Raw genomic sequence first — 26865 nt, 5'->3', positions numbered from 1 at the left:
TGCCTATTGACATACTTCGATAATTGGCCTCCCCTTTCCTGCATCTAATCAATTTGATATGATAAGGCTTGTAGTAAACTACATTATTCTATCAATTACTCATTAAATTGGAGGCATTCCCTGTTGAAAAAAGCAATATGGAAAGATCGAGTAATCGATTTACAAACCTATTCTAGAGAATCTTTTCAAAAACTTTATGAAGCTACAAAAAAGGGGATTGTTTCATGTGAGCATTGTAAAAAACCCGTTCAACTATATTTAGGAATTGAAAAGCAACCTTATTTTCACCATCTACATGATACTAAATGTAATGGCATAGAAATTGAAGAACATCAAATAAGAGACGCTCATAATAGTAACGGCATTCTTTTACCTAAAAATAAAGCTATTAATCCATCACAAGTGACGTTTAATTGGAAATTACCAAAGCCAATAAAGAACAATACGCCTTTTATGTCACCTCCTAATTATTCGGAACAATCCTTTGTTGTTCCTCTTGATCCAAAACAACAACAGGCTGTACATACAATTGATGGACCATTATTAGTTCTTGCAGGTGCGGGAAGTGGAAAAACGCGCGTACTAACTGCTCGATGTATATATATGGCCTTAGAGAAAAATATTGATCCTAAAAGTATGATGCTCGTGACTTTTAGCACAAAAGCAGCTAAAGAAATGAAAGATCGGATAACGAGTCAATTACAAACACAACCGATCATTGGTACATTTCATAGTATTTTTTATAGGATTTTAGCACACCATCTTCCAACATATAGACAAACCGACCAATTAATTAAATGGGATTGGCAGAAAAGCTATTATTTTCAACCTGTGCTAAAAAGACTGAACATAGATGAAAAAGATTTCCCTTTTGACCAAGCATTACAGCAAATTAGTCTTTGGAAAAACACAATGAAAAGACCTGATGAAATAACCCCTCAAACGGAGTTAGAAGAGCAATTTCAGGCCCTTTATGAGCATTATGAACGTCAAAAGGAGTATGATCAAAAATTTGATTTTGATGATATGTTGTTGAAATGCTTACAACTTTTCGGAGAAAACGAGAAACTATTAAAAAAATACCAAAAGAGATTTCACTATTTCTTAGTCGATGAATTTCAAGACATCAATCCTGTTCAGTATAAGCTCTTGCAACTATTATCTAAACAAACCAATAATATTTGTGCAGTGGGGGATGACGACCAATCTATTTATAGTTTCAGAGGAAGTGAACCTTCTTTCATATTGAATTTTAAAAAAGATTATCCTAATGCCAAAATGGTTCAATTAAGTCATAACTATCGTTCTAGTCATCCAATTGTAACCAGCGCCAATAAGGTCATTTCATTTAACAAAGAACGATTTCAAAAGAAAATACAAGCCGTTTCACCATCAACACAATACCCTTTTTTATTTTTTCCATATGATGAGGAAGAGGAAGCTACCATGATCGTTGAAGATATAAAAGGTAAAATCCAAAATGGTGCATCGCCAAATGATTTTGCCATTTTATATCGAACACACACAGCCGGAAGAGCTATATTTGAACGATTTTGCGAATCAAGCATTCCTTTTGAATTTGAAAACGGACAAGACTCTTTTTATAAAAAAAGAGTTATTAGAAGCTTACTTTCTTTCTTTAAAATAAGCCTAAATCAAGATGATACAAGCGCACTAAAAGATTTATTTACTGCTTTATTCATAAAACAATCACATATAAACGAACTGAAAGCCTTGACCATCCTCCATGATTGCCCATACATTGAAGCACTGCCAAAGCTTCCAGATTTATTGCCTTTCCAAAGAAAAAAATTAAAGGCACTCGTTAAAGTGATTCCTACTTTAACTAAAAAAACACCTATTCAAGCGATTGAAGTGATTGAAAAAGAACTTGGTTTCGGAGATTTCATAAAAAAACGTGGTCAAGAAGGAAATAAGATGGATAAAGGTTCAGATGCGCTACAAGATTTCAAAGTTGTCGCTAAGAAGTTCTCTACTATTCATGAACTATTAGATCATGTAGACCATATGACGGCAAAATCACAAGAAAAAAGTCTCTCTTATCAAGATAGCGTCCAACTATTAACCATTCATCGTTCAAAAGGATTAGAGTTTAAGACCGTTTATGTGATTGGTGTAGTAGATGGCTCAATACCTCATGACTATGCTCTAGACTCATGGCGAAAGGGTGAAACCCTGCCACTTGAAGAAGAAAGACGTCTGTTATATGTCGCAATGACAAGAGCAAAAGACCAATTGTATTTATCAGTACCAGATAATCGCAGGACCAAATCTGTCAAAATATCTCGTTTCATAAAAACACTGGCTAGGTAATCTAGCCAGCTTTCTTATTTCTTCGAATTTAGCATTTTTGATATTGTAGAAAAATCGATCTTTTGATCGTTACTAATTAATGTTTGAACAATCTTATCTTCTAACTCTTTAGGGACAGGTTTATTTGCAAGTTCAGCAACTCTCTTAACTAAATTACGAATGGTCTTTTCATCTTTTAAATCAGCTCCTTGAAGAGAGCTTGCTAATGAAAAAACATCATTCATTTTAACGCCTGTTTTCTTTTCAATATTTTTAAATAACTTATTATCCATTCAGTCCTAAACCTCCTTACATGATGTTATATAGTATGAAAAGGAGAAAATTTGGTGCACTTTAAGTGCTACACTATAAACTATGCATCATGAAGGAATCGGATTGGACGTTTGACCTAGTTTTTGACTGTTCCTTTTTAGTATGTGTTTAAAAAAAGCGAAAAAAGAAGCGGTACTTGTTTTTACTCTTTAAATGAAAACAAATGAGGAAGATTTAGCGTATTTTCTTTTAGCCAAGACTCAATAGCTGTCGCACCCTCCTCCATCTGTCTTTCGAATTGTTTCCCCTTTTGTTCTAATTCCATTATTTCTTCATTTTTTTCTCGTTTCCACTGATCCATTTTCCTCATGCTTTCCTCATGATTGGAATGCTTCCCTTCAAACCATTTAATGAATTCTTCATGCAGTTGATTCATTTGACTCCCTCCTTTCATTTATCATAATATGTAGACTTCTCTCTAAAGGTTTTAGAGAAATATTCTTTCTTGCTTGTTGTACTATTATTAAAGAAATCAACTGATAGCCTGCCTTGATGGTCAATTTCAGCTATAAATACATCCTCAGTTCTTTTTTCATATCGACGTATTGCCTCTTGAATCCAACGCTTGGATAAACCAATCTCTTGTAAAATATTCTCTTTTATTTCCCCATCAATGATGATCGTTTTCGGTTCAGGAGTATTCGAAAATGGAATGTTTAAATCTTTTATCGTTACAGGATGGTGTTCCTTTTTTAATAACACACTAAGTTCGCCCGTTGTTTCTAAAATGGCATACTGTACTTCTGCAAATGAAAAAATAGATTTTTTTCTTAGCTGTTCTAACAATTCATCCGCTGTGTATTTCTCTTTTCGTAAATTATTTTCATCAATGACCCCATTTTCAATAAAAACCGTGGGTTGCCCTTCAATAAAATTATGAAACCTTTGACTCTTAATTGATCCATAAGAAATAACAATAGGAACCATCGCCCAAATTATAATGGTTGCAACACCGCTTTTTAAGTCTAAATCCATATCCAATGACAAAGCACCAGCTATGTCTCCCACAGTAATGCCAACTAGATATTCAAAAAAAGATAATTTTGAAAGCTGTTTTTTCCCAAAAAGCTTAGCTATAAAAAAGAGGCCGACAATAATGCAGATAGAACGAATGATGGCCGTCAACATGTTTATCACTCCTTTTTTATAGTCTTGATCTAAGCTTGTCTTTCTATTTATCGTTTGCTTTCAAAAGTTAGAAAAAATTCCACAATAAATAAAAGAGCTCGTTATTGAGCCCTTTTCTTATCTTTTACCACAGTTACAGCCTTTCGTTGATTTAACTGATGGTTTTGGATGTGATTTTTGATAGGAAGAATAGGTCTTTGTTTGCGTATTTCCCTTTTTTGATGAATTATTTATTTTAGGTCTTCTCATTTTTTAGAACTCCTTTCAATATAGGGAGAAGTTCAAAAAGTACTAGGATGTCCTTTAATTATTTATGACATAATAATATTCTTCACCTAAGGTGTGTGTTCATAAAGCAGGGAGAAGGACACTGAATAGAAAAGCTGAAGCACTTTGTTCACACTAAAGCGAGCATTACGAAATAGGTGTATTTAACCTTTAAAAGCGGTTTAATTAAGGAACGTCAAAACAAAGGTTCAACGACGTCCTGGACAATAATAATGCTTGAACTTCCTGATAGTTGTAGAACTTTTTGAACAATCTCAAATGCGTTATTTCTTTAATCATTATATGTTGTAGGGGTATGAAAGAGTTCTCCTATTTATTGAAATTAGACTCTTCTAATGATAAAAAATCAATTTCAGGTCTTCTCACTACTTTCCTATTCCTTTTCTGTTCATTTCTTCTATAATTTTTCTTTCGCTCCCCTCTCTGTCGTTGCATATGTCTCGATTGATTCAATTCTTGAATGTTTCGATAGAACCAAGCATCTTCATCAACTGGTGACTGCTCATCATTAATGAAATCCATTTCCTCTATATCATCTTCATCATTTTCTTGCTCTGTTGTTTCTAAATGAAAGGGTAATTCAGCTTGAACTTCACTTTCCTCTTCCACTTCTTGAGATAACGATTCAAGGACCTTTTGCTGGGTCTCTTTAAGAGTAAGTTTATTTTTTATTTGTTCATTTTCTTCCTTTAGGTTAGAAATGATTTCATCCTTTTTTTGAGTTTCCTTTGATAACATTGTTATTTTCTTATCTTTTTTTTCATTATCTTGTAGAAGTTCTTCAATTCTTTGTTCATTATATTGCTCCTCGTCAAATTGAGTTTCAAATTCAGTTATCTGCTTTACAAGTTGATTGATTTCTCTTTTGAGTTTCTTTATCGTTATTTGCTGATCTTGGAATAGGATTTCTAAATGAGATGATTTAGCCGCCTTTTCTTTAAAAAAAATCAGTTCTGACTTCATTCGATCAAGCACTTCTTTTTCAATTTGAATCATGATTTCACTTCCTTTCTTCTTCCTATAGGTTAGTTTATGAATGTAATTGGGTATGTGACCATTTTTCATTGATAAAAATAAAAATTTGGGGGATTTCTGTTTTAAACACATTACTATTTCGTGTTCAAAAATCAATGGGGGGGTTATTTAAGGAAGTGATTATTTAATGAGTGGACCATCATTTACTAAACCGTTTCGTTTTTTCATTCTTTTTTAAAAACATTTTCTTCTAAAGGAGGTTGTTCAAAAAGCCCTACGATGGCCTGGATGGCCTAGCATCATCGTTAGCCACAGGACGTGGCTGAACTTAGATGATGTTCCTTAAATGTCGGTTGAATAACTTTGTTGGTTTGCTTTTCCGACACTCCGACGCCAGGATTGGCTAGCACGAGCGTTGTCCCTAGGGTGGGGACGTATTTAGCTCGTGATCCTTTTCCTTAACGTACACTGTGTGGTGCTTCGATGCCCAGGACGGGCTAGCGCAGGCGTTTTCACAGGACGTGACTGAACTTAGCCTGCGTTCCTTTAAGCAGTCGCCTCGTTCTTCAGCGTCCTTTTTCCCCTACTTTTTGAACACGCACTAAAGGGGGATACTTTATTGAAGAACTTATAATAAGGGGAGATAGTAAATGAACTAAAAGCTTTCTCTTCAATAGATAGTATCTTAGAAATTTATAAAAAAACTGTGCGTTTTACTCACACTTTGTTTCGCCTAACATAGTATACATTAGTCGTAAATAATGACAACAAACATAGGAGGTAAAATAAACATGAGTCATCATGATAGACACAAAGTCTGTATTCGTGTTCCAAAAGTGTATGATTGGGTAAATCGACAAGTCGATATTCCTTTAATTAGTATTAATAAGCTATCAGAATTAGGATTTGATTGCCAAGGTGTAACTGGAAGTGCTACTGGCTGCCCTGAGGACCCTTGCGAAATCTTCCATTATATCGATTTTGAAGTTAAGTGCTTCCTTACTGATTCTTTAGGAAATCCTGTCGATCCATCAAAACCTGGAGCTTTAACTGTCGTTGAGATTGTTCAACCTGAAGGTCGACAAGAAGTTTCTGTTACTCTACCTAATGGAAAAACCATTATTTTAGAAAAAGTAAAAGTACTCGTGAAAGGTTTTGTTGTTGTAGAAATTTGTGACCTATTTGGTAACAAACTTTGTATTTCTGACCCTATTTCTTTTGCAACAGCCCAAACTTTCTTCTTATGTGCTCCAAATGGTACAAATGTCAATGCAGAAATCACTTTCTTTGAATGTGATGCAAGCTTAATATGTTCCGATGACACATTCCAACAAGTTGATATTTCAATTACTCTTTGCCTAGATGTTCAAATGGAAGCAAATGTTAAACTTGAGATAGAAGCTAGATTTTGTAAACCGCGTAGCGAAATTGATACGGTTGGTCTATGTCCTGTTGAAGGATTCCCACCACAATGTCCTGAACTATTTCCTCCTAATACACATTGCTAACCCAAACTTATACTTTTTTAGGGGAGAAGCTTTTAATCTCCCCTCTCTTTCTTTTGAACAACTATTAGATTTCAGATATTATCTATCCCCTTTTATCATACATATAATTTAAAAGAAGAAATATTCCATAGGTTTATTTGACTGTTTTAAAACCGAACGACCTTTGTTTAAAGGATTGTTCAAAAATTGATACAAGGACGAATAGTGATAAAAAGGAGTGTTGACCGTTGAGTTATACAAAATTCACTGACAAGGAAAGACTTATTCAACTTCAACAGCAAGTCATTCACTACAAATCTGAAGTTGGGCTTTTTGAAAGAAGACTACATCGAGCCTTGGAGCAACTAAAAGAAGGACAAGAAAAGCTTTCTTATTACAAGTCAATGATTCGGTCCAATGATCATTACTTACTAGCTAAAGAAGATTACGAACGAACACTCTCTCAATTAGATGCACACATCTCTTTGTTAAAAACAAACGTACAAAAAAACAGACAGAAACGCATAGAGTTTACCAAAGAATTAGAGGAAACAATTGAACTTCATCAATATGTTATCGAACATTTACTAACAAAACATGAACATAAAGAAAAACAATTAGAAGAAAGTAGTATGGAGTTTACCAAAGAATTAGAGGAAACAATTGAACTTCATCAATATGTTATCGAACATTTACTAACAGAACATGAACATAAAGAAAAACAATTAGAAGAAAGTATTCAAGAAAAAAACGCACTATCTAAAAAACTTTCTACTATAGAAAACAAAGCAAAAAATCTAAAAAAAGAAAATGAGCTTCTGAAACAATTTAAACATGACCTAGAAACGAGCAAGGATTTTAACAATGAAATTGAACAATTACGCCAACGTATTGAAGGAGCAGATAAAAAACTTTTAGATGATAAACTGACTGACCAGCAAAAAAATGCATTAAACGAAGAGAAACAAAAAATCCAAAAACAATTATTATCTCAACTGGAGAAACGATCCCTTTTGCATTCTTCAGTTTTTGAAAGTTTAGCTTACAAACAAGAACAAGAGGAAATAAAAAAGAAGTATGAAAAACAACAAAGAGAACTACAACAACAAATTGATGATTTACTTAAAGAGAAAGACCAATTGATACAACAATATGAAGAAGAAAAAAAGAGTGACAGCGAATCCCATAAAGAAGAACAAGAAGAACAGACAGAAACGGTAAATGACACAAAGCTAGACAGAATAACCAGTTACTTCACCCACTCCATTATTACACCTAAAGAAGAAGAAAAGCTTATCCTTGTTGTCGGAAATGCCATCATTCAAAATTTTACCGATCAAAGTTACCTGCATCCTATTCTTTGTATACGAACGTCTTTGAAAGAAGAGGCTACTTTCAGCGGTAAAATCGCCAGAAGACAGATGGATGATTCCTTAGTTTTAGAAGAAGATGACGGAGAAGAGAAATGGGAATACGCCATTGAAAATTGGAAAGAAAAAGTAGTTAATTATGGTGAATACTGGTTAAAACCAATAAAGCTAACTGAATTGAACGCTAAAGAACAACTCACCTTTGCTAATTTTCAAATTGCAGTAGAACAAGATAAATTAACAGACCCTTTAATCATCGAGGGATTTATATATTTTCAAAATGCTAAAGAAGGTATCCCCTTTTTAAATAAAATAATTATAAACTAGGAGGTGCATCAATGAATATTCTCTATATTTCTTCAGGACATAAAAGAATTTATGAGTGGTTTGACGAGTGTATCAAAAGAGCCTTGAATTCACTAGGCTCTTCATATTCTTTTTTCGATCCTTTTGAACCTACAACAAACTTAAATAAGGTATTAAATAGGCAATCCTTTGATCTTATGTTGACAATGGTAGGCGATAAGTTATCAAATAAAAAACTATCTATCATAAAGAATCATCAAATTCCTACTTGCATTTGGTTAACAGAAGACCCTTACTACTTAAGATACACAGCTGAATACTTTTTTCATTACGATTATGTTTTTACAATTGACCAAGCAAGTCAGCGATTTTATAAAAGTAAACAACACAAAAATGTTTATCATTTACCACTTGCAACAGATCTACGAACGTATAGACCTCCAAAAGAAAATCAAAAACAACTATTTGATGTTACTCTGGTTGGCTATCCTTATGAAAATAGAAAAGAAATCATTCAAACATTAATTGACGAAACCCCCTATAAAATTCAGTTAGTTGGCAGATGGTTTAATGAGCTTACTCCATCCCAGAGAAAAAGAGTATCCATTAGTCCATGGAAGTATCCAAGAAAAGTTTCTAGCATATACAATGCTGGAAAGATTAATCTAAATTTATTGAGACCGATGACTGACAAACATAATGATATTATAAGAGGGGTCAATAATAAAAGTATAAATAATCGCACCTTTGACTTAGCGGCATGCCAGGCATTTCAGATAAAACAAAGGGTTGAAGACGTTTATGATTATTTTGAAGAAGAAAAAGAAATAGTTACCTTCAAAAACCTTGAGGATTGTTTAGAAAAAATACATTACTATCTTCCTAGAAAACAATTACGTGACCAGATTGCAAAAGAAGCCTATCAAAAAGTTATTTCTAAACATACATTTACAAATCGATTAGAAAAAATTTTTTCAATTGTAAATGGAAACTAACAACATTTGTTCCCTTCTATAAATAATGAATTTTTGAGCCCGTATTCTGCAAAAAACTAAACAAATCCGCATGGACAGACTATACCTCCAACATTTTGTTGTCTAAAATGAATTAAAGAGGTTTTTACCCATTCATCTGCTAGGCAAAACCCTCCACCTGTTACAGGTACACTACTAAGCGAACACTTAAACAATTCCCGACCCTTTATTAAATTATATAAATGGGCTTTCTACGTTTCCCATTCAATCGATCCCAATCATATATTATTGTATCTAGAATAAAGGAAGTGCCTAAAATATGCCTAAAAAAGTTATCATTTTCACTCACATTCCGAAAACGGGTGGACTAACCATCCGGTCGATCATCCAAAACAACTGTAAATATTATGAAACAAGCAATACCATTGATCATTTACCCTTAGAAGTAAAATATGTTTATATGCACCATAAATATGGGGTTCATAAAAGTTTGAACAGGCCCGCTCACTATTTCACTTTTTTACGTGATCCAGTTAATCGAGTATTGTCAACCTATTTTTTTATTAAGTCTCGACCCAATAACAGACTTTATCGGCTTGCAAATCAATATTCTCTAAAACAATTTATCAATGAGGAACACCCAGATTTTCATGTGCCCTTAAATAACCATCAAACAAGAATCCTTTCAGGAAAATTTACACCTGATTTAGATTTAGCCTTAAAAAATATTAACAATGATTATTTTTTTATCGGAATTACTGAAAGGTTTAACGAATCCATTTTTATGTTAGGCAAAAGACTTAATTGGAAAAACTTGCACTACAAAATGTTAAACACAAATAAAAATCGATTAAAAAAGAATGGTATACCCGACCAATTGATTCAAAAAATCAGAAAAAAAAATCAACTTGACTATATTTTATACGAACAAATGCAAAAAAGACTTCAAAAAAAGATTTCCACACTAACTCCAAAAGAAAAGAGGAAACTAAACAATTTCGACAACTTAATGAGGAGGGAAAATTAACATGTTATTTCACCTCCATATCCCCAAAACAGGTGGCACATCATTAAAACATATAGTTAAACAAAATTACCAAAATATCGCTGAAGTTTATAGACCACCAATAAAGAAAACTTTAACCAAGATATCCAATCATAACTATGACTGTGTAATTGGTCATATGCGTTACGGAGCTCATGAATATTTTAAACCAAATAAATACCATTATATAACCTTGTTAAGAAACCCGATTGATCGAGTCATATCCGAGTATTACTTTATTGCTAGAAGACCTCAACATGAAAATTATCATTTATATAAACACCTTTCATTGGAAGAATATGCTTCCTTGCCAATCTTACAAAACATGCAAAGTCAGTTTTTACTTGGCTATCATGCCCATCAAAACCTTACTATCGCTGATTTAAAGATAATAAAAGAACGTATCAATTCAGGAGAGATCACAGCTGGCATAACAGAGGAATTCGAAAAATCCTTAACTCTATTTTCAACTAAATTTAACTGGAAAGTAAAAATGAATGTTGTTTTAAATAAGAACAACATGCGCCCCATTAACAGCACTATTCCTCCTGTCCAAATCGCTACAATTAAAAGACATAATTTAATTGATTTAGAACTATATTCTTATGTAAAAAAATATCTAAAAAAAGAATAAAAAACACAATAACTTAGTTTCAACTGTAGGTGACATTCGATTAATTTGAATTTCATCCTACCTTATTCCATTTATACGTTCTTATGATTCGAGTATTCATAAAGGTAAAGAAATGCAAAGCGAAAGCTAACGTTGATAAAATGAAGAGGATGATCTACTAAATACGGCTACGTCCTGTAGCCAACGTAGATCCACCTCCCTCCTAGAGGCGTGTGCGTCGAAGTTGCTGGGCGAGGGAGCTAGACAACAATGAAAAAAACTCCTTATAAAGGACAAAATTTATACATTTTTTCCTTTAGAAAAAGGACTATTTATTTTCTTATTCTGAAAATAAATAGTCCAAGTTCCTCATTCTTAATACCTTTTTACATTCCAATTAAAAGGAACTCCTTTTTCCATTCGATCAACTAGAATTCTGTTCAAGAGTATAGCCCTACCTTCATGATACTTTAAACGTTTGAGTATTTTATTAGGTATCAAACAAAGTTTGTGGTTCTGTGCGACATAATAGTTTAACTTAAACTTATATAACAAACCATCCATGATCGACTTACTATTGACAATTTCCCATTCTACATCTGGTCCGATAGGAAACTTCTTTATAAACTGTTTTTTTAAATCAATCATATTACTATGGGTTAAATTAAAATGTTTCTTTAAGTTTTGAGATCTAATTCTTCTTATTTGATGATTTTCAGTAAAATACACTTTTCTTGTTTCTTCTTCAAACACAAAGCGGTAGTTTGGAAAAAGATTCGGTTCATTAAAAATTTTTGTATTTATTGGTTCACCAATTGGATACTTTAAAAGTATGGGATCTGGAATATTCACAGCAACGTTATGATTATAATTATGTTTAAATTTATCTATTTCAATTAATCTTCTACTCCCATCTTCTATAAGAAAAAACTGGTTAGACATATCTTTAATAACAATACCATTCGGTAAATCTGAAGGAACATAAGCATTAAGTGTCTGAAATGAATGGGGTGTTTTAAAGCATATGTCTAATACTTCATCTATGGGATAGAATGGAGAGTATTTAACCATTCTATCCCAAAAAGCCGCATCTCCATTATGCCAATTTGAACTATCATCATCCCAACAAGAACCATATCTCTTTTTTATTCTTTCACAGAGAACTCTTCTATGCATGACCGAACAATGATCTACCTTGTTTTGAGGTTTATTTAAAATTCCTTTTGTACCCCTAATTCTCTCTTTCAACACCTTACCTCGTGCATCTAAAAACTTTATTACTTGTTTTGAATATACAGTTTCAAATTTAGGATAGCGATTCAGATGTTGAACCATAACTTGAAGTCGATTCTTAAGATAATAATTATCATCAGTTAAATACGTAATAAATTCACCTGAAGATAATTCAATTGCTTGATTAATTAAAGTAGCATATCTAGTTGTTTTGTATCTATCTTGATCCTTTACCATACTATTATAAAAAAATATTCTTTTATCAGAAGGTTGCGTTAGTGATCCAATTATTCTTCTAATTTCATTATGCGTCTGTATATTTGAAGAATCATCCATTATAAATAATTCCCAATTTTTATAACTTTGGTTCATCACACTTTCTATTGCACTAGTCACAGTCTTAGGTTTATTATAACTTGTTAAAATTACCGTTACTTTCCCTTTTTCAATTGACTCTTTCATTTACCTATCCCTCATCTACAATTTCATTATATTTTTTCACGGTGGCTTATAGTAAGAAAGGGAATTAGAGTGACTCAATTTTGTCTGCATCATCAAAAGGTCAACCTTAATATTCCTACACCTTAAAAAATAAGAAGGGCATATTCTTTTGATGTTCATGTAATAACAGGATTCCATATTTTTCATTAAGAAGGTCATCGAATGAACTATTAGTCTAAAAAATTTTCAATGATACCTGCAGCACCGGCTATAGCCAATAAAAAGATTATTGGTTCGAAAATCAAGGGAAACCATAAATACCCTATATAAAGTCCAAATGAGCTCCAAACTCCCGTGCACCAGTAGCAACTCAAAAGCTCTCCAAAAAACTTTTGTATCCCTTTCCCCTTTAACACGCCAAAAAGTAATATTTTGTCCTTCTTCATTTTCTTCTTCATATTCTTCAATAAAAGGTTTTCGAATGAAAGAGGTAATTTTATCAAAAACAAGAAGACGTGTTAATCTAAATGAAGCCAAAACAAGCAAAAGAAAGGTCATAAGCTGCCATTCCATATAAGCTCACCCTCTTCATTAGCATATGTGGATAAGTGAAAAGTGTAACACAAATAATTCAAGAGGTTTATTATTTTAATCTCGATCTTTATCTTTCATCGTAACATCTTTAATCTCTTCAACATTTAAATACATAATATCTTCTGTCGCCGTTTTCCTTACTTCTACATAATTTCTTTTTAGAGATTGAATAGTACATTTAATTTCTACATCTTGAATTGTTATACAACATTCAGGTTGAGGAACTTTTTCTTGGAGCTTGAGTATGAACTCAATCTTCTCACGAGGGTTTAATGTTTGAAATAAATTCTTTTTTCTCACTTGCTTATCCATTTTCTGATTTTCAGTGGTCTCCTCTATCTTCTTATATTTCAGTTTCTTTTGAAAAGAGTCTTGCATCTTCGGTTGTTTATAAGATATTTTAGGCTGCACAATGTAATGTAAGGGCTCTACTTTAGGCTGTTTAGGCATTAAAAAATACCTCCTCTAATTAAAGATAATTTAATCTCTTATCATGTATATTCAGAATCAAGAGGAATTTGAACGTAATATAAAAAAAACAAAAGTGCAAGGACCCCAATTAACAAGGACTTGCACTTTTTAAGATACTAAAATACATTCAATTTCTGGGGACGACTTGGCAACCTTCCTTACTAGTCCCTCACATTACAGAGTCTTGACCAGACCTCATTTCTATAGGAAGCTTTCATGTTTGATCTATGTGTAACAAAAAACATTGGTTTAATTAAAAGGTTAAAAGCCAAACTTTCACCATTATCTTAAACCCATAATTCTTTACCTTCCAATAATATGAAACCCTGAATCCACATGAATATTTTCACCCGTCACTCCACGCGATAAATCACTGAACAGGAACAATGCTGTATCCCCAACCTCTTCTTGTGATGTAGTACGACGAAGTGGTGCTCTTTCTTCTATGTCTTTTAAAATGGTATTTAAATCTCCAACTCCTTTTGCAGCTAATGTTCGGATCGGTCCTGCAGAGATGGCATTTACGCGAATATTTTCTTTTCCAACATCTTCAGCTAAATATTTCACGCTTGCTTCTAGTGAAGCTTTAGCAACACCCATGACATTATAATTTTCCACCACTCGCTCGCCGCCTAAGTAAGTCATGGTGACAATACTTCCCCCTTCAGTCATTAATGGTCGAGCTTCTTTGACCACCGCTGTTAAAGAGTAAGCACTAATATTCTGGGCTAGTAAAAAGCCATCTCTAGTCGTATTTAGATACTCTCCACGTAACTCATCCGTGTTGGCAAAAGCAATGCAATGAGCTAAACCGTGCACTACTCCAACTTTCTCTTTAATGGAAGCAAAACAATTAGCAATATCTTTATCATCCGTAACATCACATGGGATAATCATATGTTGATCAGATTCTAAGCTTTCGACTAATTGTCTTACAGATTTTTCTAACCTTTCTGTAGCATACGTAAAAATTATCCGTGCACCAGCATTATGTAAAGAACGTGCGATTCCCCAAGCAATACTTCGTTTATTAGCAACACCCATGACAACAATATTCTTACCTTCTAATGAAAGATTCATTGCAATCCTCCTATATTTAATTTAAAAAAATATATAAATAGGTTCTTATTTAGCTTGTGGTTTTAACCGGTGTCCAGCTTCATCGCCCAGCAACTCAGACGCACATGATGTGCAAACGTTGACGTTCCTATTTTACCCTTCGTTGCTAAAAGGGCGTGCGCTTGAACTTTTCTTATTACATGTTATTAGAACCTAGTCTTAATTATATCATTGATTTTTCTTAAAGTAAAAAGGAACATACAATGCCGTATGTTCCTCTTATTTCAATCGATTTTTTTCATATGGTAAGCCCAATGATTTGTTGGACCATGCCCTGAACCAAAATGAAGTGTATTCTGAATCGCCTCTTGTATATAATTTTTAGCAATCTCAGTCGCCTCGACAATCGAAGAACCTTTTGCAAGACACGCAGTTAAAGCTGCTGAAAACGTACAACCAGTTCCATGGGTATGTGGAGTGTTTACACGCTCCCCTTCAAAGTAATGAAACTCTTCTCCATCATATAAAAGGTCCACTACTTTTTGGTCATTTGAATCATGCCCACCTTTTATGATGACATTTTTAGCTCCTAAGTTATGAAGAGCTTTCGCAGCTTTCTTCCGATCATCTAAACGTTCAATTTTCATTCCAACTAACGCTTCAGCTTCAGGTATATTTGGGGTAATGACGCAAGCTTGAGGAATAAGCTTTTCTTTCATGCTCCTTACAGCAGTTGACTGCAAAAGAGGTTGTCCTCCTTTAGCAATCATCACGGGATCAATCACTAGTTGCGTTATTTTGTGTTCTTTCACTTTTGTGGAGACTAATTCTATTACTTCTTCATTAAAAAGCATACCCGTTTTAACCGCATCAGGGCGCAAATCTGTTGCAACGGCATCAATTTGTTTAGAGATTCCTTCTAAAGCGAGAGGATAAATCCCCTGAACACCTGTTGTATTTTGGGCCGTAACAGCCGTAATGGCAGTCATTCCAAATACGTGAAACTGTTGAAATGTTTTTATGTCTGCTTGTATTCCAGCTCCCCCACCAGAATCTGATCCTGCTATTGTTAACACTTTTTTTATTTCATTCATCCCTGTAATATCCCCATTTCCTCTTATTCATTTTAATCTGTTCAACCAATCCATTTATGATAAAACGTTTTCGCTTCGTGTATATTTTTTGTCCCATGAATTAAAGCTCTTCCATCTTGAAATAAAACAATTCGATACGTATCGGTGGAAAATGATAACAAATAATCATTGATAATAAGCTTATGAACATGAGGTTTAATCCTTTTGGCTATTGTTTGTAAAGGAAGGGGATTTGACCGAATCTGTACAGTATCTCTTCCACAAAGAACCGCTGTTTTCGATGTTTGCTCACCTTGTAAATATGGATAAGTTGGCGTTCTTCCACACGTTTCACAATGTTCATCCTTAAACGAATCAAAATGCATGGATGTATTTTGATTTGACCATAAATCAAAGGAAGTAATCGTGGAATCAATACGCTCTCCCACCATCCATTTCAATGCTAAAGTCGCTTGATGAGCTGCAACCACTTGGACGACTGGGCTAATGACACCTCTCGTCTCACAGGTAACTCCCTGCAAAGGGAGTTCTTTTAACAAGCAATGCAAACAAGGAGTCTTTCCTGGAATTATAGCAAACGTCATCCCATAACTGCCTACGCACCCTCCATAAATCCATGGAATCTCTTTTTTAATAGCTAAATCGTTTATTAGAAATCTAGTTTCAAAATTATCGGTTCCATCTATAATCAAATCAACATGACTGACTAGTTTTTCTGCGTTATGAGCCGAAAAATCATCGACAACCCCAGTAATTTTGACATGGCTATTAATTTGACTTAAACGTTTTTCAGCAGCAATAGCTTTAGGAAGATGGTCCTCAACATCTCGTTCACTATACAACTGTTGACGTTGAAGATTTGAGTAATCCACGTAATCTCGGTCAATAATCGTTATTTCCTTTACTCCTGCACGAACGAGCATTTCAGCATTTGCACTTCCTAATGCCCCAGCACCGACAAGTAAAATTCGTGTCGAGCTAATTTGGTTTTGACCTATTTCTCCAATAGGATCAAATAACATTTGTCTAGAATAACGCTCCATTATGAAGTGAACATCCCTTCTGAAGGACTACTTGGACGAGCATAGGTTTTCTTTTCGATACGACCAGCTTCGAAGCTTAATCTTCCAGCTTCAATGGCTAATTTCATCGCCTTAGCCATTTGCACAGGATTCTTTGCTCCAGCTACAGCAGTGTTCAAAAGTACACCATCAGCTCCTAATTCCATGGCAAGTGCGGCATCAGAAGCAGATCCGATACCTGCATCTACGATAACGGGAACGCTCGCTTGGTCAATAATGAATTGTAAGTTTAATGGATTTATAATCCCTTGGCCCGAACCAATAGGAGAAGCTCCTGGCATTATGGCATGAACACCTAATTCCTCTAGCCTTCTCGCTAAAACAACATCATCGTATATGTACGGTAAAACAATAAATCCTTCATCTAATAGAATTTCAGATGCTTTTACCGTTTCAATTGGATCAGGTAACAACGTTTTATCACAGCCAATCACTTCCACTTTAATCATATCGCAAAGCCCTGAAGCTTTAGCTAAGCGCGCAATTCGAACGGCTTCTTCTGCCGTTTTAGCTCCTGCTGTATTTGGAAGCAACGTATATTTATTCAAATCTAACTTTTCTAGTAGGTTAGGCTGTGACTTTTCAAAAATATCCATTCTTCTTACGGCAAATGTTAATATTTCTGTTTTGGATTCTGTTACAGCTTGATATTGTGTTTCAAAATCGGGGTATTTCCCTGTCCCTAATAATAACCTTGAATGGAATTGTTTATTTTCTATTTTTAATATTTTCATCCTCCTCCTACGAAATGAACGATTTCTATTCGGTCACCATCAACAATTGGTTGCTGTGAATATTTTTCTTTACTTACAACTTGTTCATTCTGTTCCACAATGGCTATTTTTTCGCTTATATCATAATGTTGCAGAAGCTTACTTATTGTTAAATTGTCTTCTGAAATTTCGACCTCTTGCCCATTTAGCAATAGTTTCATCATGTAATCGCCTCCTTCTTAAAACGTTCAATGGAAAATTCCTTCTTAAATTGATCAAACTCACCTGTTTTATTTACTATCATTTCTTTCATGAGTCTCCCTGTCATTGGGGCAAGTAATATCCCATTGCGATAATGGCCTGTAGCAAAATACACATGATCATGGTCAGGGTGTTTTCCAATAATCGGTTTATGATCCTTTGTATCCGGCCTTATTCCATACCAACTATTGATTAATGTTGCAGAGGTCAATTCTGGTATAAGGTTATACGCTTTTGATAACAACTGTTGAACAGAATGAGTAGAACAGCCATCTGTCCAATCTCCCGCTTTTGACGAAGCTCCAATAATCATTCTGCCGTCCCGTTTAGGCACAATATAACAATCCTCATAAAATAGTGTATTCGTACATAGCTTTCTCTTCGGCATTACGGATAAGCATTCCCCTTTTACAGGATGCATTACATTTGATAACCCTAACTTCTCAAAGAAAAAACCGCTCCAAACTCCAGATGCGATCACAACTTGCTTCGTCTGAAAAATTCCCTTATCTGTATGAATTTCAACGTAATCTTCAACTGGTTTTACATCCATTACAGTTGTTTCATCAAAAGTTACGGCACCTAGTTGATAAGCTCCGCGTCTAAAGGCGAAAAGAAGATTTACCGGGGAAACATGACCATCGTTTGGCATAAATACTCCACCATGTATACTCTCTGATATACATGGTTCACGACGGTTGATTTCCTTATAATCATGCCAAGCAATCTCAGAATACTCTTGCACCCAATCCTTTAAAGGAATCCCTTTCTTGCTCCTGTAACGATAAACGATACATCCCCGTTTGGACATGTTCAATATCAATACCTGTTTCTTCATATAATTCTTCTGATAAGAGCGGGAGTAAATCTCGACTTTCTCGACAAAAGTCATAAAAAAGATCTTGCTCTTCATTTTCCGTATGGACACCTAACATTCCAGCAGCTGCATTGGTTGCTTGTGATTGAAGTTGACCGTTATCAAATACTACAACTTTAAGCCCTTCTTTAGCTAGTTGATAGGCAATCGACTGACCGATGATTCCTCCACCAATCACACCTAAATCAAAATTCAATGAAGTTCCCCCTCTTCCTTTCAAAAGTAAAATGGCGGAAACAGGATCGATACTTGAAAAAATAAAGGACCTTACGGCAACTCCAGCCACTTTCTTTTGATTAATTTTTGGAATAGATTGATGATCAATCCCACCTATCGCAAATATAGGGACGGTACTTATTTGAACAATTTCTTCTAAAGACTGATTCCCTTTTCCCTTCTTTCCTGGCTTACAGGATGTTTTAAACACATTCCCATAATATAAATAATCAATCTTTTCATTTAGTCGATTCCTTGCCTCTTCTTTACTATGTACTGAGACCCCTATTGTAAAATTTGGATTTATTTTTTTTGCTTCTTCAACCTGATAACTATTTATAGGTAAATGAATTTGATTAATTCCAAATTCCATTGCAATATTGAGACGGTGATTAATAATCAACTTCTCTTTCTGCACACCTCTCTCTAACAGCATATTAAGTAAAGTTCTCCATTGTTGATCTGATTTCTTTTTCTCCCTAATTTGAATCCCATCTACTTTTTGGCTAATGTCTTCTATTTTCTTTGCCAATTGGGAAACAGGAAGACGATCATCAGTTATCGCGTGTATAAGCATATTGGCTTGACTCACTATCCTTTATTATGAGTTGTTTGTCAAAAACATAAAAAAACCACTCTCTGAAAAAAGAAAGTGGTTTTGTAAACGCTACATAAAGAAACGTACACAAACCACTTCCCTACGCTGGTATAATCCAGAATCAGGTTCTAAGAGTCTTAAAGTTTCACTTTAATCTCAGCCTTTTATATGTACATTATCGTACTTTTTCCTAAAGGCTCCCCTAGCAGTTTTATTTATGATTAGTTTAATAGTATCATGAATGATCAATTTTTCAAGCAATCAGTTTACGAACTCAAGCTCTACCTTTAATTCATCTACATATTCCCGTGAACCAGTGACAATTAATCGATCTCCAGCTTTTAACTCTGTGTCACCATGAGGAACAATCGAATCATTCCCTCTAAAAATCCTGACAAAAATAATGTCTCCTGTAAAAGGGAAGTTTCTTAAGTAAATTCCATCGTAATTATAATTATTCATGTTAATTTGATAAAGCGTTGTTTCTTCATTTTGAAGAATTCTCATCACACTTGGCGCTTCAATAAGAGCTCTTAAAAGGGTCTTAGTTGATAACAATACAGAGAACACATCTATATCATGCTCTTTTAAGGAATCAGCTAAGCTTGGAGAAGCCACACTTGCGATTACTCGTTTTACTCTATTTGTTTCTTTCGCATATATGGCAATCTCTGCATTTCGATCTTCATCGCCAGTCGCAACTACTAAAATATCAGCTTTAAATATATTTAATTCTTTTAACGTAGCTAAAGAATAATCGGATAGCTCCTCAATTTTAAACACGGATTCCACAATTTTTTTATCTATTTTATCTTGACGTGTATGGAAAACCGTTGTTTCAAAAATGTTTTTATTGAGCTCTCTTGTAACAGGTAAAGTCATCTGGTTTGCACCAATGAAGACAACCTTTTGGCGAGCCTCCGTTACCTCTTGTTGTGGGAATATCTTCTTAAATCCGATCGGTGATATAACACTTGATATGACAGCAACTAAAATAAGTGCACCAGACATATTTTCATCAATGACATTTATTCTTTCTCCAATCGTCGCCGCTGCAATCACAAGTGATAAGGTTCGACGTCAACAAAAATCCTGCTGCAATGGTTGTTCGATTATCATACCATCTGCGAATAAAATATACAGGAACTATTTTTGACAGAAATAAAGCTAATAACAGCAAAGGAATTAAGGTAAGCATTTTTGGTTCAGATAACAAACTCCAAACATCCACTCTACGCCCACCATCACAAAAAAGATCGGGATTAAAAAGCCATATCCAAACGAATCTAATTTTTGAACTAACTCTTGATTTGGAGATAACAACGAGACTAATACTCCCGCTAAAAATGCACCAAGTATGTTTTCTGCCCCTACACTTTCTGAAATTCCTACTAACAAAATTATTAGGGTGAAAACAGCTCGTGTACCAATTTGAATGGTTCCCTTAGACATGGACTCTACAAATGAACGATTTTGGAATTTTTTCCCTACAAGGAACAATACAATTCCTGCACCAAACAAAACAAGTAACAGCCAAGTATTGTTATCTCCACCTCCATAAATGGATACAAAAACAGCTAATAAGATCATTGTCGCTAAATCTGCAATAACTGCAACAAGTAAAATAATTTGCCCTATGTTGGTTTTCATAATGTGTTCACTTTTTAAGGTTGGAACAACAACCCCTAAAGAGATCGTGGAAATGATTAATGTCATTAAAAACCCATTATCGATATAACCGGTCCATACAAATAAGTATGATAAAAATAAAGAAATGATAAAGATCCCTACGAAAACAATGGATGCTACTAAAAATGCGTTCGGTGTATCTTTACCATTTGGCAACTTTTCTCGTTGTTTACCTTTTTTCGCAAAGGCGGTAAAATCAATCTCCAAACCACTTAAAAACATTAAGAATATAAACCCTAGCGTGGAGAGAGTTTCAAGCCATGTATCAGGATGAACAATATTAAAACCACTTTTCCCAATAATTAATCCCATAATTAATTCAGCTACCACGACTGGGATAATATTTAATTTCAGCCGATGAAGTATAAGCGGTGTTAAAAATGCAATTATAACAACAATAACAAGTGATGTAACAGAAGCTTGACCGTGTTCCATTCACTTACCTCCTTCTCAAAAAAACGTTCATTTGTTATGTAAAAGGTGTGAAATCCATTTCACTACATTAAAACTGAAAGTAAAATTTCGTTCACCACCTCAATTTATTTTAAATACTTTCATAACATCCTCTGTATGAATATACAATATTGCAATTATAGTAGCAATTGATTTATAAAAAAAGTTGCTAAACCAAAATAAATAATGATACTAATGATATCATTAATAGTTGTAATAAATGGTCCTGAAGCAACCGCTGGATCCACTTTAAAACGATGCATGATCATTGGCACAACAGACCCTGCAATTGTAGCCACTATTAAAGTAAGGAAAATAGAAGTTCCAACTAAAATTCCTAAATAGAAGGAATCTTGCCATAAGAAGATCACAAGAGTCACTACAATACCACAAACTCCCCCCAGTAATAAACCCGGTACCAGCCTCTTTCATAAACAATTTCCAAAAGCTATCCCTTTGCTCATCTCCTATCGTAATTCTCCTGACAGCAACAGCTAATGATTGAGTTCCTGTATTTCCTGCCATCCCGGCAATTAGTGGAATAAATACCGCTAGCATAGCAACTGATTCTAACGTCTCTTCAAATTGACCAATAATACTCGCATTAAACATTCCAAGAAAAAGTAGTATGATTAGCCAAGGTAACCTTTTTCTCGCAGCAACCCAAGCACTTTTGTCATAGGCGTCAACATCAGGAACACCCGCTAATTTTGAATAATCCTCTGAAGCCTCTTCTTCTATAACATCAATTATGTCATCAACTGTTATAATTCCTAAAAGATGCTGCTGAAAATCCACAACTGGAAAAGCTAAAAAGTCATAATCCTTCATTTTTCTGGCTACTTCTTCTTGATCGTCAGCAACGGATACATAATAAACCCTGTCACTCATAATATCAACAATCATCGTTTCATCATCATAAACGATTAAGTCTCTCAATGATATAACACCTACAAGCTTTTCCTCTTCATCTACGACGTACACATAATAAATGGTTTCAGCTTTCGGTGCTTCATTACGTAGTATTTGCATGGCAGAACGAACCGTTTGATTAGAATGAATGGCAATATATTCAGTTGTCATAATACTACCTGCGGTAAATTCCTCATAATGCAGAAGTTCACGAATCTCTTTTGCCGATTCATCTTGCATGAGTGATAAATAACTGGCTACCTGGTCTTTATCAAGCTCATTTAAGACATCAACTGCATCATCCGTATACATGCTAGAAATCATCGCAACAGCAAAATGAGGATCCATCTCTTCTAAATATAGTTTATATGGGTTTTCATCCTCTTCAATATTTTGAAAAATATCCGCCATTTCTTCTGGGGATAAATAATGATATAGACGAATTCTATCACTTTTTATGAGTTTTAAGAAAAATTTTGCTTGGTCATAAGAATGGAGTTGTATAAACTCTTCACGAAAGGGATCTATTTGTTCATTTCGTAAATATTCTTTTAAAGCTTTTTCATCAAAGACAACTTGATCCTCCATAACTTAACCTTCCTTCCAATTACTCTATACTTCATTATCTTAACAAAAAGCCCAGGGTTATGTCTGTAATAATAGTAATAAGAAAAGAGGAAGCGCCCGTTTAGCCACTTCAAATATTCTATATATGATAAATAAAACATTAGAAACCCGAGAAAATCAGGATATCATTTTTTGTAGATATTTTGTTTTTTAAAGTCTTATTCTCCCCAAATTTTTGATGATTTAAGAATTCAATAAGGCAATATGATGGAAATTTAGGGCATTATAATTCGTATACTATTCAATTACAAGGACGAGGAGCTGATCATATGGTAAAGGTAGATATTATAGGTGATATTCATGGATGTTATGAGGAATTTTCCTTACTCACAAAACAAATGGGGTACACATGGGATCGTATTCCCATTCATCCAGATGGAAGAAAATTAGCTTTCGTTGGAGATTTAACAGATCGAGGACCAAACTCAATTAAGGTGATCGAAGTAGTAACTGAGCTTGTCAAAAGAGAGCTTGCCTTTTATGCACCGGGTAACCATTGTAATAAACTATATCGTTTTTTTCTTGGAAATCCAGTGCAACAAAAGCATGGACTTGAGACAACTGTCGCCGAATTTAACGAACTAAAACCTATTCGCCAAGAACATATTAAAGAAAGTTTTATCCAATTATATGAAGAGTCGTCTCTTTATCATATTTTAGATCATGAAAACTTAGTCATTACACATGCTGGAATTTTGGAGAAAGACATCGGGAAAAAGAATAAACACATTGAAACCTTCGTTTTATATGGAGATATTACAGGTCAGATTCTAGAGAGCGGTAGACCAGAAAGAAGAGACTGGGCAGTTAATTATCAAGGAAAGCCGATGATTGTTTACGGTCATACCCCTGTTTTGGAACCACGTGTGATGAATAACACCTATAATATTGATACTGGCGTGGTTTTTGGAAATAAATTAACTGCCTTTCGTTACCCTGAAAAGAAATTTATGTTTCAAAAGGCTATTAGCATGCCTTATGATCCTACAAGATTCTCATAGAGGTTGTTCAAAAAGTCATGAAAAATTACTGTCGAATAACTTTGTTGTCTCGCTATTCCAAGCTCCGACGCCAGGATTGGCTAGCACGATCGTTGTCCCTAGGATGGGGACGTCTTTAGCTCGTGATCCCTTTCCTTGCCGTACACTGTGGTGCTTCGATGCCCAGGACGGGCTAGCGCAGGCGTTTTCACAGGACGTGACTGAACTTAGCCTGCGTTCCTTTAAGCAGTCGCCTCGTTCTTCTCGGCCCTTTTTCCCCTGCTTTTTGAACACGCACTCATAACAAATATTTTATATCATCGGGAATGTCCGTTTCAAAATAAAGTGTCTTTTCTAAAATAGGGTGAAAAAACTGTAAACTCTTGCTGTGCAAAGCTTGCCTTAAGATCTTCGTTTTCTCACCACCATATAACGTATCTCCCAATAAAGGATGACCCATTGAGCTCATATGCACCCGAATTTGATGGGTTCGTCCAGTATCAAGTGCTAACTGAACGAACGATCGATCATGAAATCTTTTTACTACTTTATAATAAGTAACAGCATGCTGACCATCTGGATGTATGCATCGTTCAATGATACTACCTTCCTTCCTTGCAATAGGAGAATCAATCACATCGAAGTCTTTTTCTATTTCACCATGAACCATTGCATAGTAAGTCCTCTTCACTTGCTTTTGCTGATGCTGCAAAGAAAATAAAGAGTGACTGTAACGATGTTTAGCTATTAACATTAGTCCTGATGTATCTTTATCCAGTCGAGTAACAATATGAACAGTACGATCTATCCCTTGTTTTCTATAGTAAAAAAGCAGTCCATTAGCAATGGTACCTTTCGGATGTAGTCTGGATGGAATACTCGGGATGTACGGTTGTTTATTTAAGACTAAACAATGCTCATCTTCGTATACAATATCCAAAGGAATCATTTCCTCTTGCATGGATAAAGAATGACTTTCAGGCGGAAATACTAATCGAACCTTGTCTCCTTTTTGCAAGATGGATCGAACCGTTACTTCTTTATTATTAACCATTATTTTTCCGCCATTATATTTAATGTCTGTTAAGGCAGATCGAGAAACCGTCTTCTCTTTGAAAAAATCGCGAAGAAGTACTCCACCTTCCTCTACAACCCAATTTAACTGGAATGATTTCATGATATTTGTTCCTCTCCAAACCGATTTAGTGGTAAAAAAATGAAAGAAAGGTAATGAAGACCTCTCTTTCATGATCGTACACTATTCAGCAATAAATGAATCCCTCACACGTTTCCAAAACGGAAAAGGTCTAAACCTAGCAAAACGAATTTTTTCTTTAGCCACTCGACACTGAATTGATTTTACATCTTTATGAAGTAAGGTCAAGTGATCGATCGTAATTTGAAAGTCCACATCATTCACAGGTTTTAGAAGGCAGGTATGATGACTTGGTAGAATTAAAGGTGAACCAATCGTTCTAAAGACACGGTTATTAATGGAGGCCATTTCAGCAATTTGGACAGCTTCAATGGAAGGATGTAGGATCGCTCCTCCTAACGCTTTATTGTAGGCCGTGCTTCCAGAAGGAGTAGATATACATAATCCATCTCCTCTAAAAATTTCAAAACCTTGTCCTCGAATCTCTAGATTCATAACAAGAGATCCTTCTACACTTTTTACCGTACACTCATTTAATGCTAAATAACGAGCTTCACGACCACCTGAATTATGACGAATAATAACTTCAAGCAAAGGATATTCAACCACTTGATATGGGGTTTTAGCAATGGCAATGACGAGCTTTTCAATCTCATCAGGAACCCAATCTGCATAAAAACCTAAATGCCCAGTATGAACTCCTACAAAGGCCGTATCCTTTAAACGGTTTTGATAGCGATGAAATGCGTACAATAACGTTCCATCTCCTCCTACAGAGATGACAATTTCAGGCTGATCCTCATCATATTCAAGGAGGAAATCCATTAAGTAGGTCTTCATCTTACTTGCTAACAAATCAGACTTTTCATCACCCTTAGACGTTACAGCAAACTTCATTTCATCACCCATCCCTTTATTCAGTATCTTTTTTGCGAGAAAATATGACTTGAGCCTCTTGAATTTCACCACGAATTTGTGACATTTCCTCATCAAGCTGATAGGCCGCTTCAGATGCACGATGAAGTCGATTTTTAATCTCTTCTGGTATATTACCACTATATTTATAGTTTAGTGAATGTTCAATTGTTGCCCAAAAATTCATCGCAAGAGTTCGTATCTGAATTTCAACTAAAATCTTTTCCTCTCCTTCCATTCCTTGAACTGGATAACGAGTGACTATATGAAACGACCTATACCCACTATCTTTAGTGTGAGCAATATAGTCCCTTTCTTCTAAAACTTCCATATCATTTCGATCACGGAGCATTTGTACAACATGATGAATATCGTCAACAAACTGGCACATGATCCGCATTCCTGCAATATCTTGCATTTCTTCATTAATTTGATTAAGAGGAATGCCTTTTCTTTTCGCCTTATCCATAATACTAGCGATTGGCTTTACTCGACCAGTCACAAACTCTATTGGCGAGTGAACTTCTGTCAGTTCAAACTGTGATCTTATTCCTCTTAACTTTACTTTTAATTCTTCAACAGCCTGTTTATATGGAGAAAGAAAATTTTCCCACTGATTTTCAATCGATGTCATTGGCCCCTCCCTAAATAAATATAGAGTA

The 26865-nt window shown here is 34.7% G+C and carries 24 protein-coding genes, 3 pseudogenes and 1 riboswitch; of the genes and pseudogenes, 7 read left to right on the top strand and 20 right to left on the bottom strand.

The window, feature by feature from the left end; translation table 11 throughout:
* Positions 1–123 precede the first annotated feature (123 nt).
* Positions 124–2334: a UvrD-helicase domain-containing protein gene (locus LC087_RS01780; RefSeq protein ID WP_226538792.1), complete on the top strand. Its 2211-nt coding sequence runs from the start codon at positions 124–126 to the stop codon at positions 2332–2334.
* Positions 2335–2348: 14 nt separating this feature from the next.
* On the opposite strand, the gene LC087_RS01775 is transcribed toward LC087_RS01780, so the two are convergent.
* From LC087_RS01775 to LC087_RS01760, 4 genes are all read right to left on the bottom strand, one after another.
* On the bottom strand, positions 2349–2606 hold the full coding sequence (locus LC087_RS01775) for a sporulation-specific transcription regulator SpoVIF (RefSeq protein ID WP_226538791.1): 258 nt from the start codon (positions 2604–2606) through the stop codon (positions 2349–2351).
* Between the two features lie 182 nt (positions 2607–2788).
* The gene (locus LC087_RS01770) at positions 2789–3022 is read right to left on the bottom strand and encodes a hypothetical protein (RefSeq protein ID WP_226538790.1); all 234 of its coding nucleotides are present in this window, start codon (positions 3020–3022) and stop codon (positions 2789–2791) included.
* 14 nt (positions 3023–3036) lie between these two features.
* Entirely contained in the window at positions 3037–3774 is a 738-nt protein-coding gene (locus LC087_RS01765) for a DUF421 domain-containing protein (protein WP_226538789.1), read from the bottom strand.
* Between the two features lie 597 nt (positions 3775–4371).
* A complete protein-coding gene (locus LC087_RS01760) occupies positions 4372–5058 on the bottom strand; it encodes a hypothetical protein (RefSeq protein WP_226538788.1) in 687 nt (228 codons plus the stop codon).
* Positions 5059–5828: 770 nt separating this feature from the next.
* On the opposite strand from LC087_RS01760, the gene LC087_RS01755 reads away from it, so the two are divergent.
* The 5 genes from LC087_RS01755 (at position 5829) to LC087_RS01735 (ending at position 10853) form a co-directional block, all read left to right on the top strand.
* Complete coding sequence (locus LC087_RS01755) at positions 5829–6545, top strand: BMQ_0737 family morphogenetic spore coat protein (protein WP_226538787.1); 717 nt, start codon at positions 5829–5831, stop codon at positions 6543–6545.
* Between the two features lie 227 nt (positions 6546–6772).
* Positions 6773–8221, top strand: coding sequence for a coiled-coil domain-containing protein (locus tag LC087_RS01750; protein WP_226538786.1), 1449 nt, complete (start codon positions 6773–6775; stop codon positions 8219–8221).
* A gap of 11 nt (positions 8222–8232) precedes the next feature.
* Entirely contained in the window at positions 8233–9195 is a 963-nt protein-coding gene (locus LC087_RS01745) for a CgeB family protein (protein WP_226538785.1), read from the top strand.
* Positions 9196–9493: 298 nt separating this feature from the next.
* Positions 9494–10201 carry a sulfotransferase family 2 domain-containing protein gene (locus LC087_RS01740; RefSeq protein WP_226538784.1) on the top strand — a complete coding sequence of 236 codons (708 nt, stop codon included), beginning with the start codon at positions 9494–9496 and terminating at the stop codon, positions 10199–10201.
* A 1-nt stretch (position 10202) separates the two neighbouring features.
* Positions 10203–10853: a sulfotransferase family 2 domain-containing protein gene (locus LC087_RS01735; protein ID WP_226538783.1), complete on the top strand. Its 651-nt coding sequence runs from the start codon at positions 10203–10205 to the stop codon at positions 10851–10853.
* Positions 10854–11207: 354 nt separating this feature from the next.
* Here the strand turns inward: LC087_RS01735 and LC087_RS01730 are convergent, their stop codons facing one another.
* The 13 genes and pseudogenes from LC087_RS01730 to mgtE form a co-directional block, all read right to left on the bottom strand.
* On the bottom strand, positions 11208–12527 hold the full coding sequence (locus tag LC087_RS01730; protein ID WP_226538782.1) for a glycosyltransferase family 2 protein: 1320 nt from the start codon (positions 12525–12527) through the stop codon (positions 11208–11210).
* A gap of 209 nt (positions 12528–12736) precedes the next feature.
* Positions 12737–13079 (bottom strand): annotated as a pseudogene (locus LC087_RS01725) (DUF1360 domain-containing protein).
* Between the two features lie 75 nt (positions 13080–13154).
* Positions 13155–13550, bottom strand: a complete 396-nt coding sequence (locus LC087_RS01720; RefSeq protein WP_226538780.1) for a CotO family spore coat protein — start codon at positions 13548–13550, stop codon at positions 13155–13157.
* 324 nt (positions 13551–13874) lie between these two features.
* A complete protein-coding gene (fabI, locus tag LC087_RS01715) occupies positions 13875–14651 on the bottom strand; it encodes an enoyl-ACP reductase FabI (RefSeq protein WP_226538779.1) in 777 nt (258 codons plus the stop codon).
* A gap of 263 nt (positions 14652–14914) precedes the next feature.
* Positions 14915–15724 carry a bifunctional hydroxymethylpyrimidine kinase/phosphomethylpyrimidine kinase gene (gene thiD / locus LC087_RS01710; RefSeq protein WP_226538778.1) on the bottom strand — a complete coding sequence of 270 codons (810 nt, stop codon included), beginning with the start codon at positions 15722–15724 and terminating at the stop codon, positions 14915–14917.
* Positions 15725–15765: 41 nt separating this feature from the next.
* Positions 15766–16770, bottom strand: coding sequence for a ThiF family adenylyltransferase (locus LC087_RS01705; RefSeq protein WP_226539056.1), 1005 nt, complete (start codon positions 16768–16770; stop codon positions 15766–15768).
* The gene (locus LC087_RS01700; RefSeq protein ID WP_306019838.1) at positions 16767–17540 is read right to left on the bottom strand and encodes a thiazole synthase; all 774 of its coding nucleotides are present in this window, start codon (positions 17538–17540) and stop codon (positions 16767–16769) included. Before LC087_RS01700 ends, LC087_RS01705 begins: the two co-directional genes overlap by 4 nt.
* On the bottom strand, positions 17537–17743 hold the full coding sequence (thiS, locus tag LC087_RS01695; RefSeq protein ID WP_226538776.1) for a sulfur carrier protein ThiS: 207 nt from the start codon (positions 17741–17743) through the stop codon (positions 17537–17539). The genes LC087_RS01700 and thiS overlap by 4 nt, the downstream gene beginning before the upstream one ends.
* Positions 17740–18525, bottom strand: coding sequence for an FAD-dependent oxidoreductase (locus tag LC087_RS01690; protein WP_371932641.1), 786 nt, complete (start codon positions 18523–18525; stop codon positions 17740–17742). The genes thiS and LC087_RS01690 overlap by 4 nt, the downstream gene beginning before the upstream one ends.
* Entirely contained in the window at positions 18509–19450 is a 942-nt protein-coding gene (locus tag LC087_RS01685) for an FAD-dependent oxidoreductase (protein WP_306019837.1), read from the bottom strand. The genes LC087_RS01690 and LC087_RS01685 overlap by 17 nt, the downstream gene beginning before the upstream one ends.
* Before the next feature lie 101 nt (positions 19451–19551).
* Positions 19552–19685, bottom strand: a riboswitch (TPP riboswitch).
* A gap of 47 nt (positions 19686–19732) precedes the next feature.
* A complete protein-coding gene (locus LC087_RS19530) occupies positions 19733–20533 on the bottom strand; it encodes a potassium channel family protein (RefSeq protein WP_371932640.1) in 801 nt (266 codons plus the stop codon).
* A pseudogene (locus LC087_RS19525) lies at positions 20490–21595 on the bottom strand (cation:proton antiporter). Before LC087_RS19525 ends, LC087_RS19530 begins: the two are co-directional and overlap by 44 nt.
* 155 nt (positions 21596–21750) lie before the next feature.
* Positions 21751–23113 (bottom strand): annotated as a pseudogene (mgtE, locus tag LC087_RS01675) (magnesium transporter).
* 308 nt (positions 23114–23421) lie between these two features.
* Between mgtE and prpE the strand changes: the two are divergent.
* Positions 23422–24153: a bis(5'-nucleosyl)-tetraphosphatase PrpE gene (gene prpE / locus LC087_RS01670; RefSeq protein WP_226538771.1), complete on the top strand. Its 732-nt coding sequence runs from the start codon at positions 23422–23424 to the stop codon at positions 24151–24153.
* A 277-nt stretch (positions 24154–24430) separates the two neighbouring features.
* Here the strand turns inward: prpE and LC087_RS01665 are convergent, their stop codons facing one another.
* The 3 genes from LC087_RS01665 to LC087_RS01655 all read right to left on the bottom strand — a co-directional run bounded on the left by LC087_RS01665 (position 24431) and on the right by LC087_RS01655 (position 26837).
* Entirely contained in the window at positions 24431–25309 is an 879-nt protein-coding gene (locus LC087_RS01665) for an RluA family pseudouridine synthase (RefSeq protein WP_226538770.1), read from the bottom strand.
* An 81-nt stretch (positions 25310–25390) separates the two neighbouring features.
* Positions 25391–26278: an NAD kinase gene (locus LC087_RS01660; RefSeq protein ID WP_226538769.1), complete on the bottom strand. Its 888-nt coding sequence runs from the start codon at positions 26276–26278 to the stop codon at positions 25391–25393.
* Positions 26202–26837 carry a GTP diphosphokinase gene (locus LC087_RS01655; RefSeq protein WP_226538768.1) on the bottom strand — a complete coding sequence of 212 codons (636 nt, stop codon included), beginning with the start codon at positions 26835–26837 and terminating at the stop codon, positions 26202–26204. Before LC087_RS01655 ends, LC087_RS01660 begins: the two co-directional genes overlap by 77 nt.
* Positions 26838–26865 lie beyond the last annotated feature (28 nt).

Source organism: Bacillus carboniphilus (assembly GCF_020524035.2).
Classification (GTDB): Bacteria; Bacillota; Bacilli; order Bacillales; family JAIVKR01; genus Bacillus_CC.
The sequence above is the reverse complement of the archived record's forward strand: the minus strand, read 5'-3'. Positions and strand labels throughout refer to the sequence as shown.

Coding starts and splice junctions, on each gene's coding strand:
- LC087_RS01660 (WP_226538769.1), bottom strand. CDS start 26,278: ATGAGGAAATGTCACAAATTCGTGGTGAAATTCAAGAGGCTCAAGTCA.
- LC087_RS01685 (WP_306019837.1), bottom strand. CDS start 19,450: ATGCTTATACACGCGATAACTGATGATCGTCTTCCTGTTTCCCAATTG.
- LC087_RS01720 (WP_226538780.1), bottom strand. CDS start 13,550: ATGCCTAAACAGCCTAAAGTAGAGCCCTTACATTACATTGTGCAGCCT.
- LC087_RS01735 (WP_226538783.1), top strand. CDS start 10,203: ATGTTATTTCACCTCCATATCCCCAAAACAGGTGGCACATCATTAAAA.
- LC087_RS01765 (WP_226538789.1), bottom strand. CDS start 3,774: ATGTTGACGGCCATCATTCGTTCTATCTGCATTATTGTCGGCCTCTTT.
- LC087_RS01755 (WP_226538787.1), top strand. CDS start 5,829: ATGAGTCATCATGATAGACACAAAGTCTGTATTCGTGTTCCAAAAGTG.
- LC087_RS01730 (WP_226538782.1), bottom strand. CDS start 12,527: ATGAAAGAGTCAATTGAAAAAGGGAAAGTAACGGTAATTTTAACAAGT.
- LC087_RS01760 (WP_226538788.1), bottom strand. CDS start 5,058: ATGATTCAAATTGAAAAAGAAGTGCTTGATCGAATGAAGTCAGAACTG.
- LC087_RS01770 (WP_226538790.1), bottom strand. CDS start 3,022: ATGAATCAACTGCATGAAGAATTCATTAAATGGTTTGAAGGGAAGCAT.
- fabI (WP_226538779.1), bottom strand. CDS start 14,651: ATGAATCTTTCATTAGAAGGTAAGAATATTGTTGTCATGGGTGTTGCT.
- LC087_RS01745 (WP_226538785.1), top strand. CDS start 8,233: ATGAATATTCTCTATATTTCTTCAGGACATAAAAGAATTTATGAGTGG.
- prpE (WP_226538771.1), top strand. CDS start 23,422: ATGGTAAAGGTAGATATTATAGGTGATATTCATGGATGTTATGAGGAA.
- LC087_RS01700 (WP_306019838.1), bottom strand. CDS start 17,540: ATGAAAATATTAAAAATAGAAAATAAACAATTCCATTCAAGGTTATTA.
- LC087_RS01655 (WP_226538768.1), bottom strand. CDS start 26,837: ATGACATCGATTGAAAATCAGTGGGAAAATTTTCTTTCTCCATATAAA.
- LC087_RS01665 (WP_226538770.1), bottom strand. CDS start 25,309: ATGAAATCATTCCAGTTAAATTGGGTTGTAGAGGAAGGTGGAGTACTT.
- LC087_RS01740 (WP_226538784.1), top strand. CDS start 9,494: ATGCCTAAAAAAGTTATCATTTTCACTCACATTCCGAAAACGGGTGGA.
- thiS (WP_226538776.1), bottom strand. CDS start 17,743: ATGATGAAACTATTGCTAAATGGGCAAGAGGTCGAAATTTCAGAAGAC.
- thiD (WP_226538778.1), bottom strand. CDS start 15,724: ATGAATGAAATAAAAAAAGTGTTAACAATAGCAGGATCAGATTCTGGT.
- LC087_RS01775 (WP_226538791.1), bottom strand. CDS start 2,606: ATGGATAATAAGTTATTTAAAAATATTGAAAAGAAAACAGGCGTTAAA.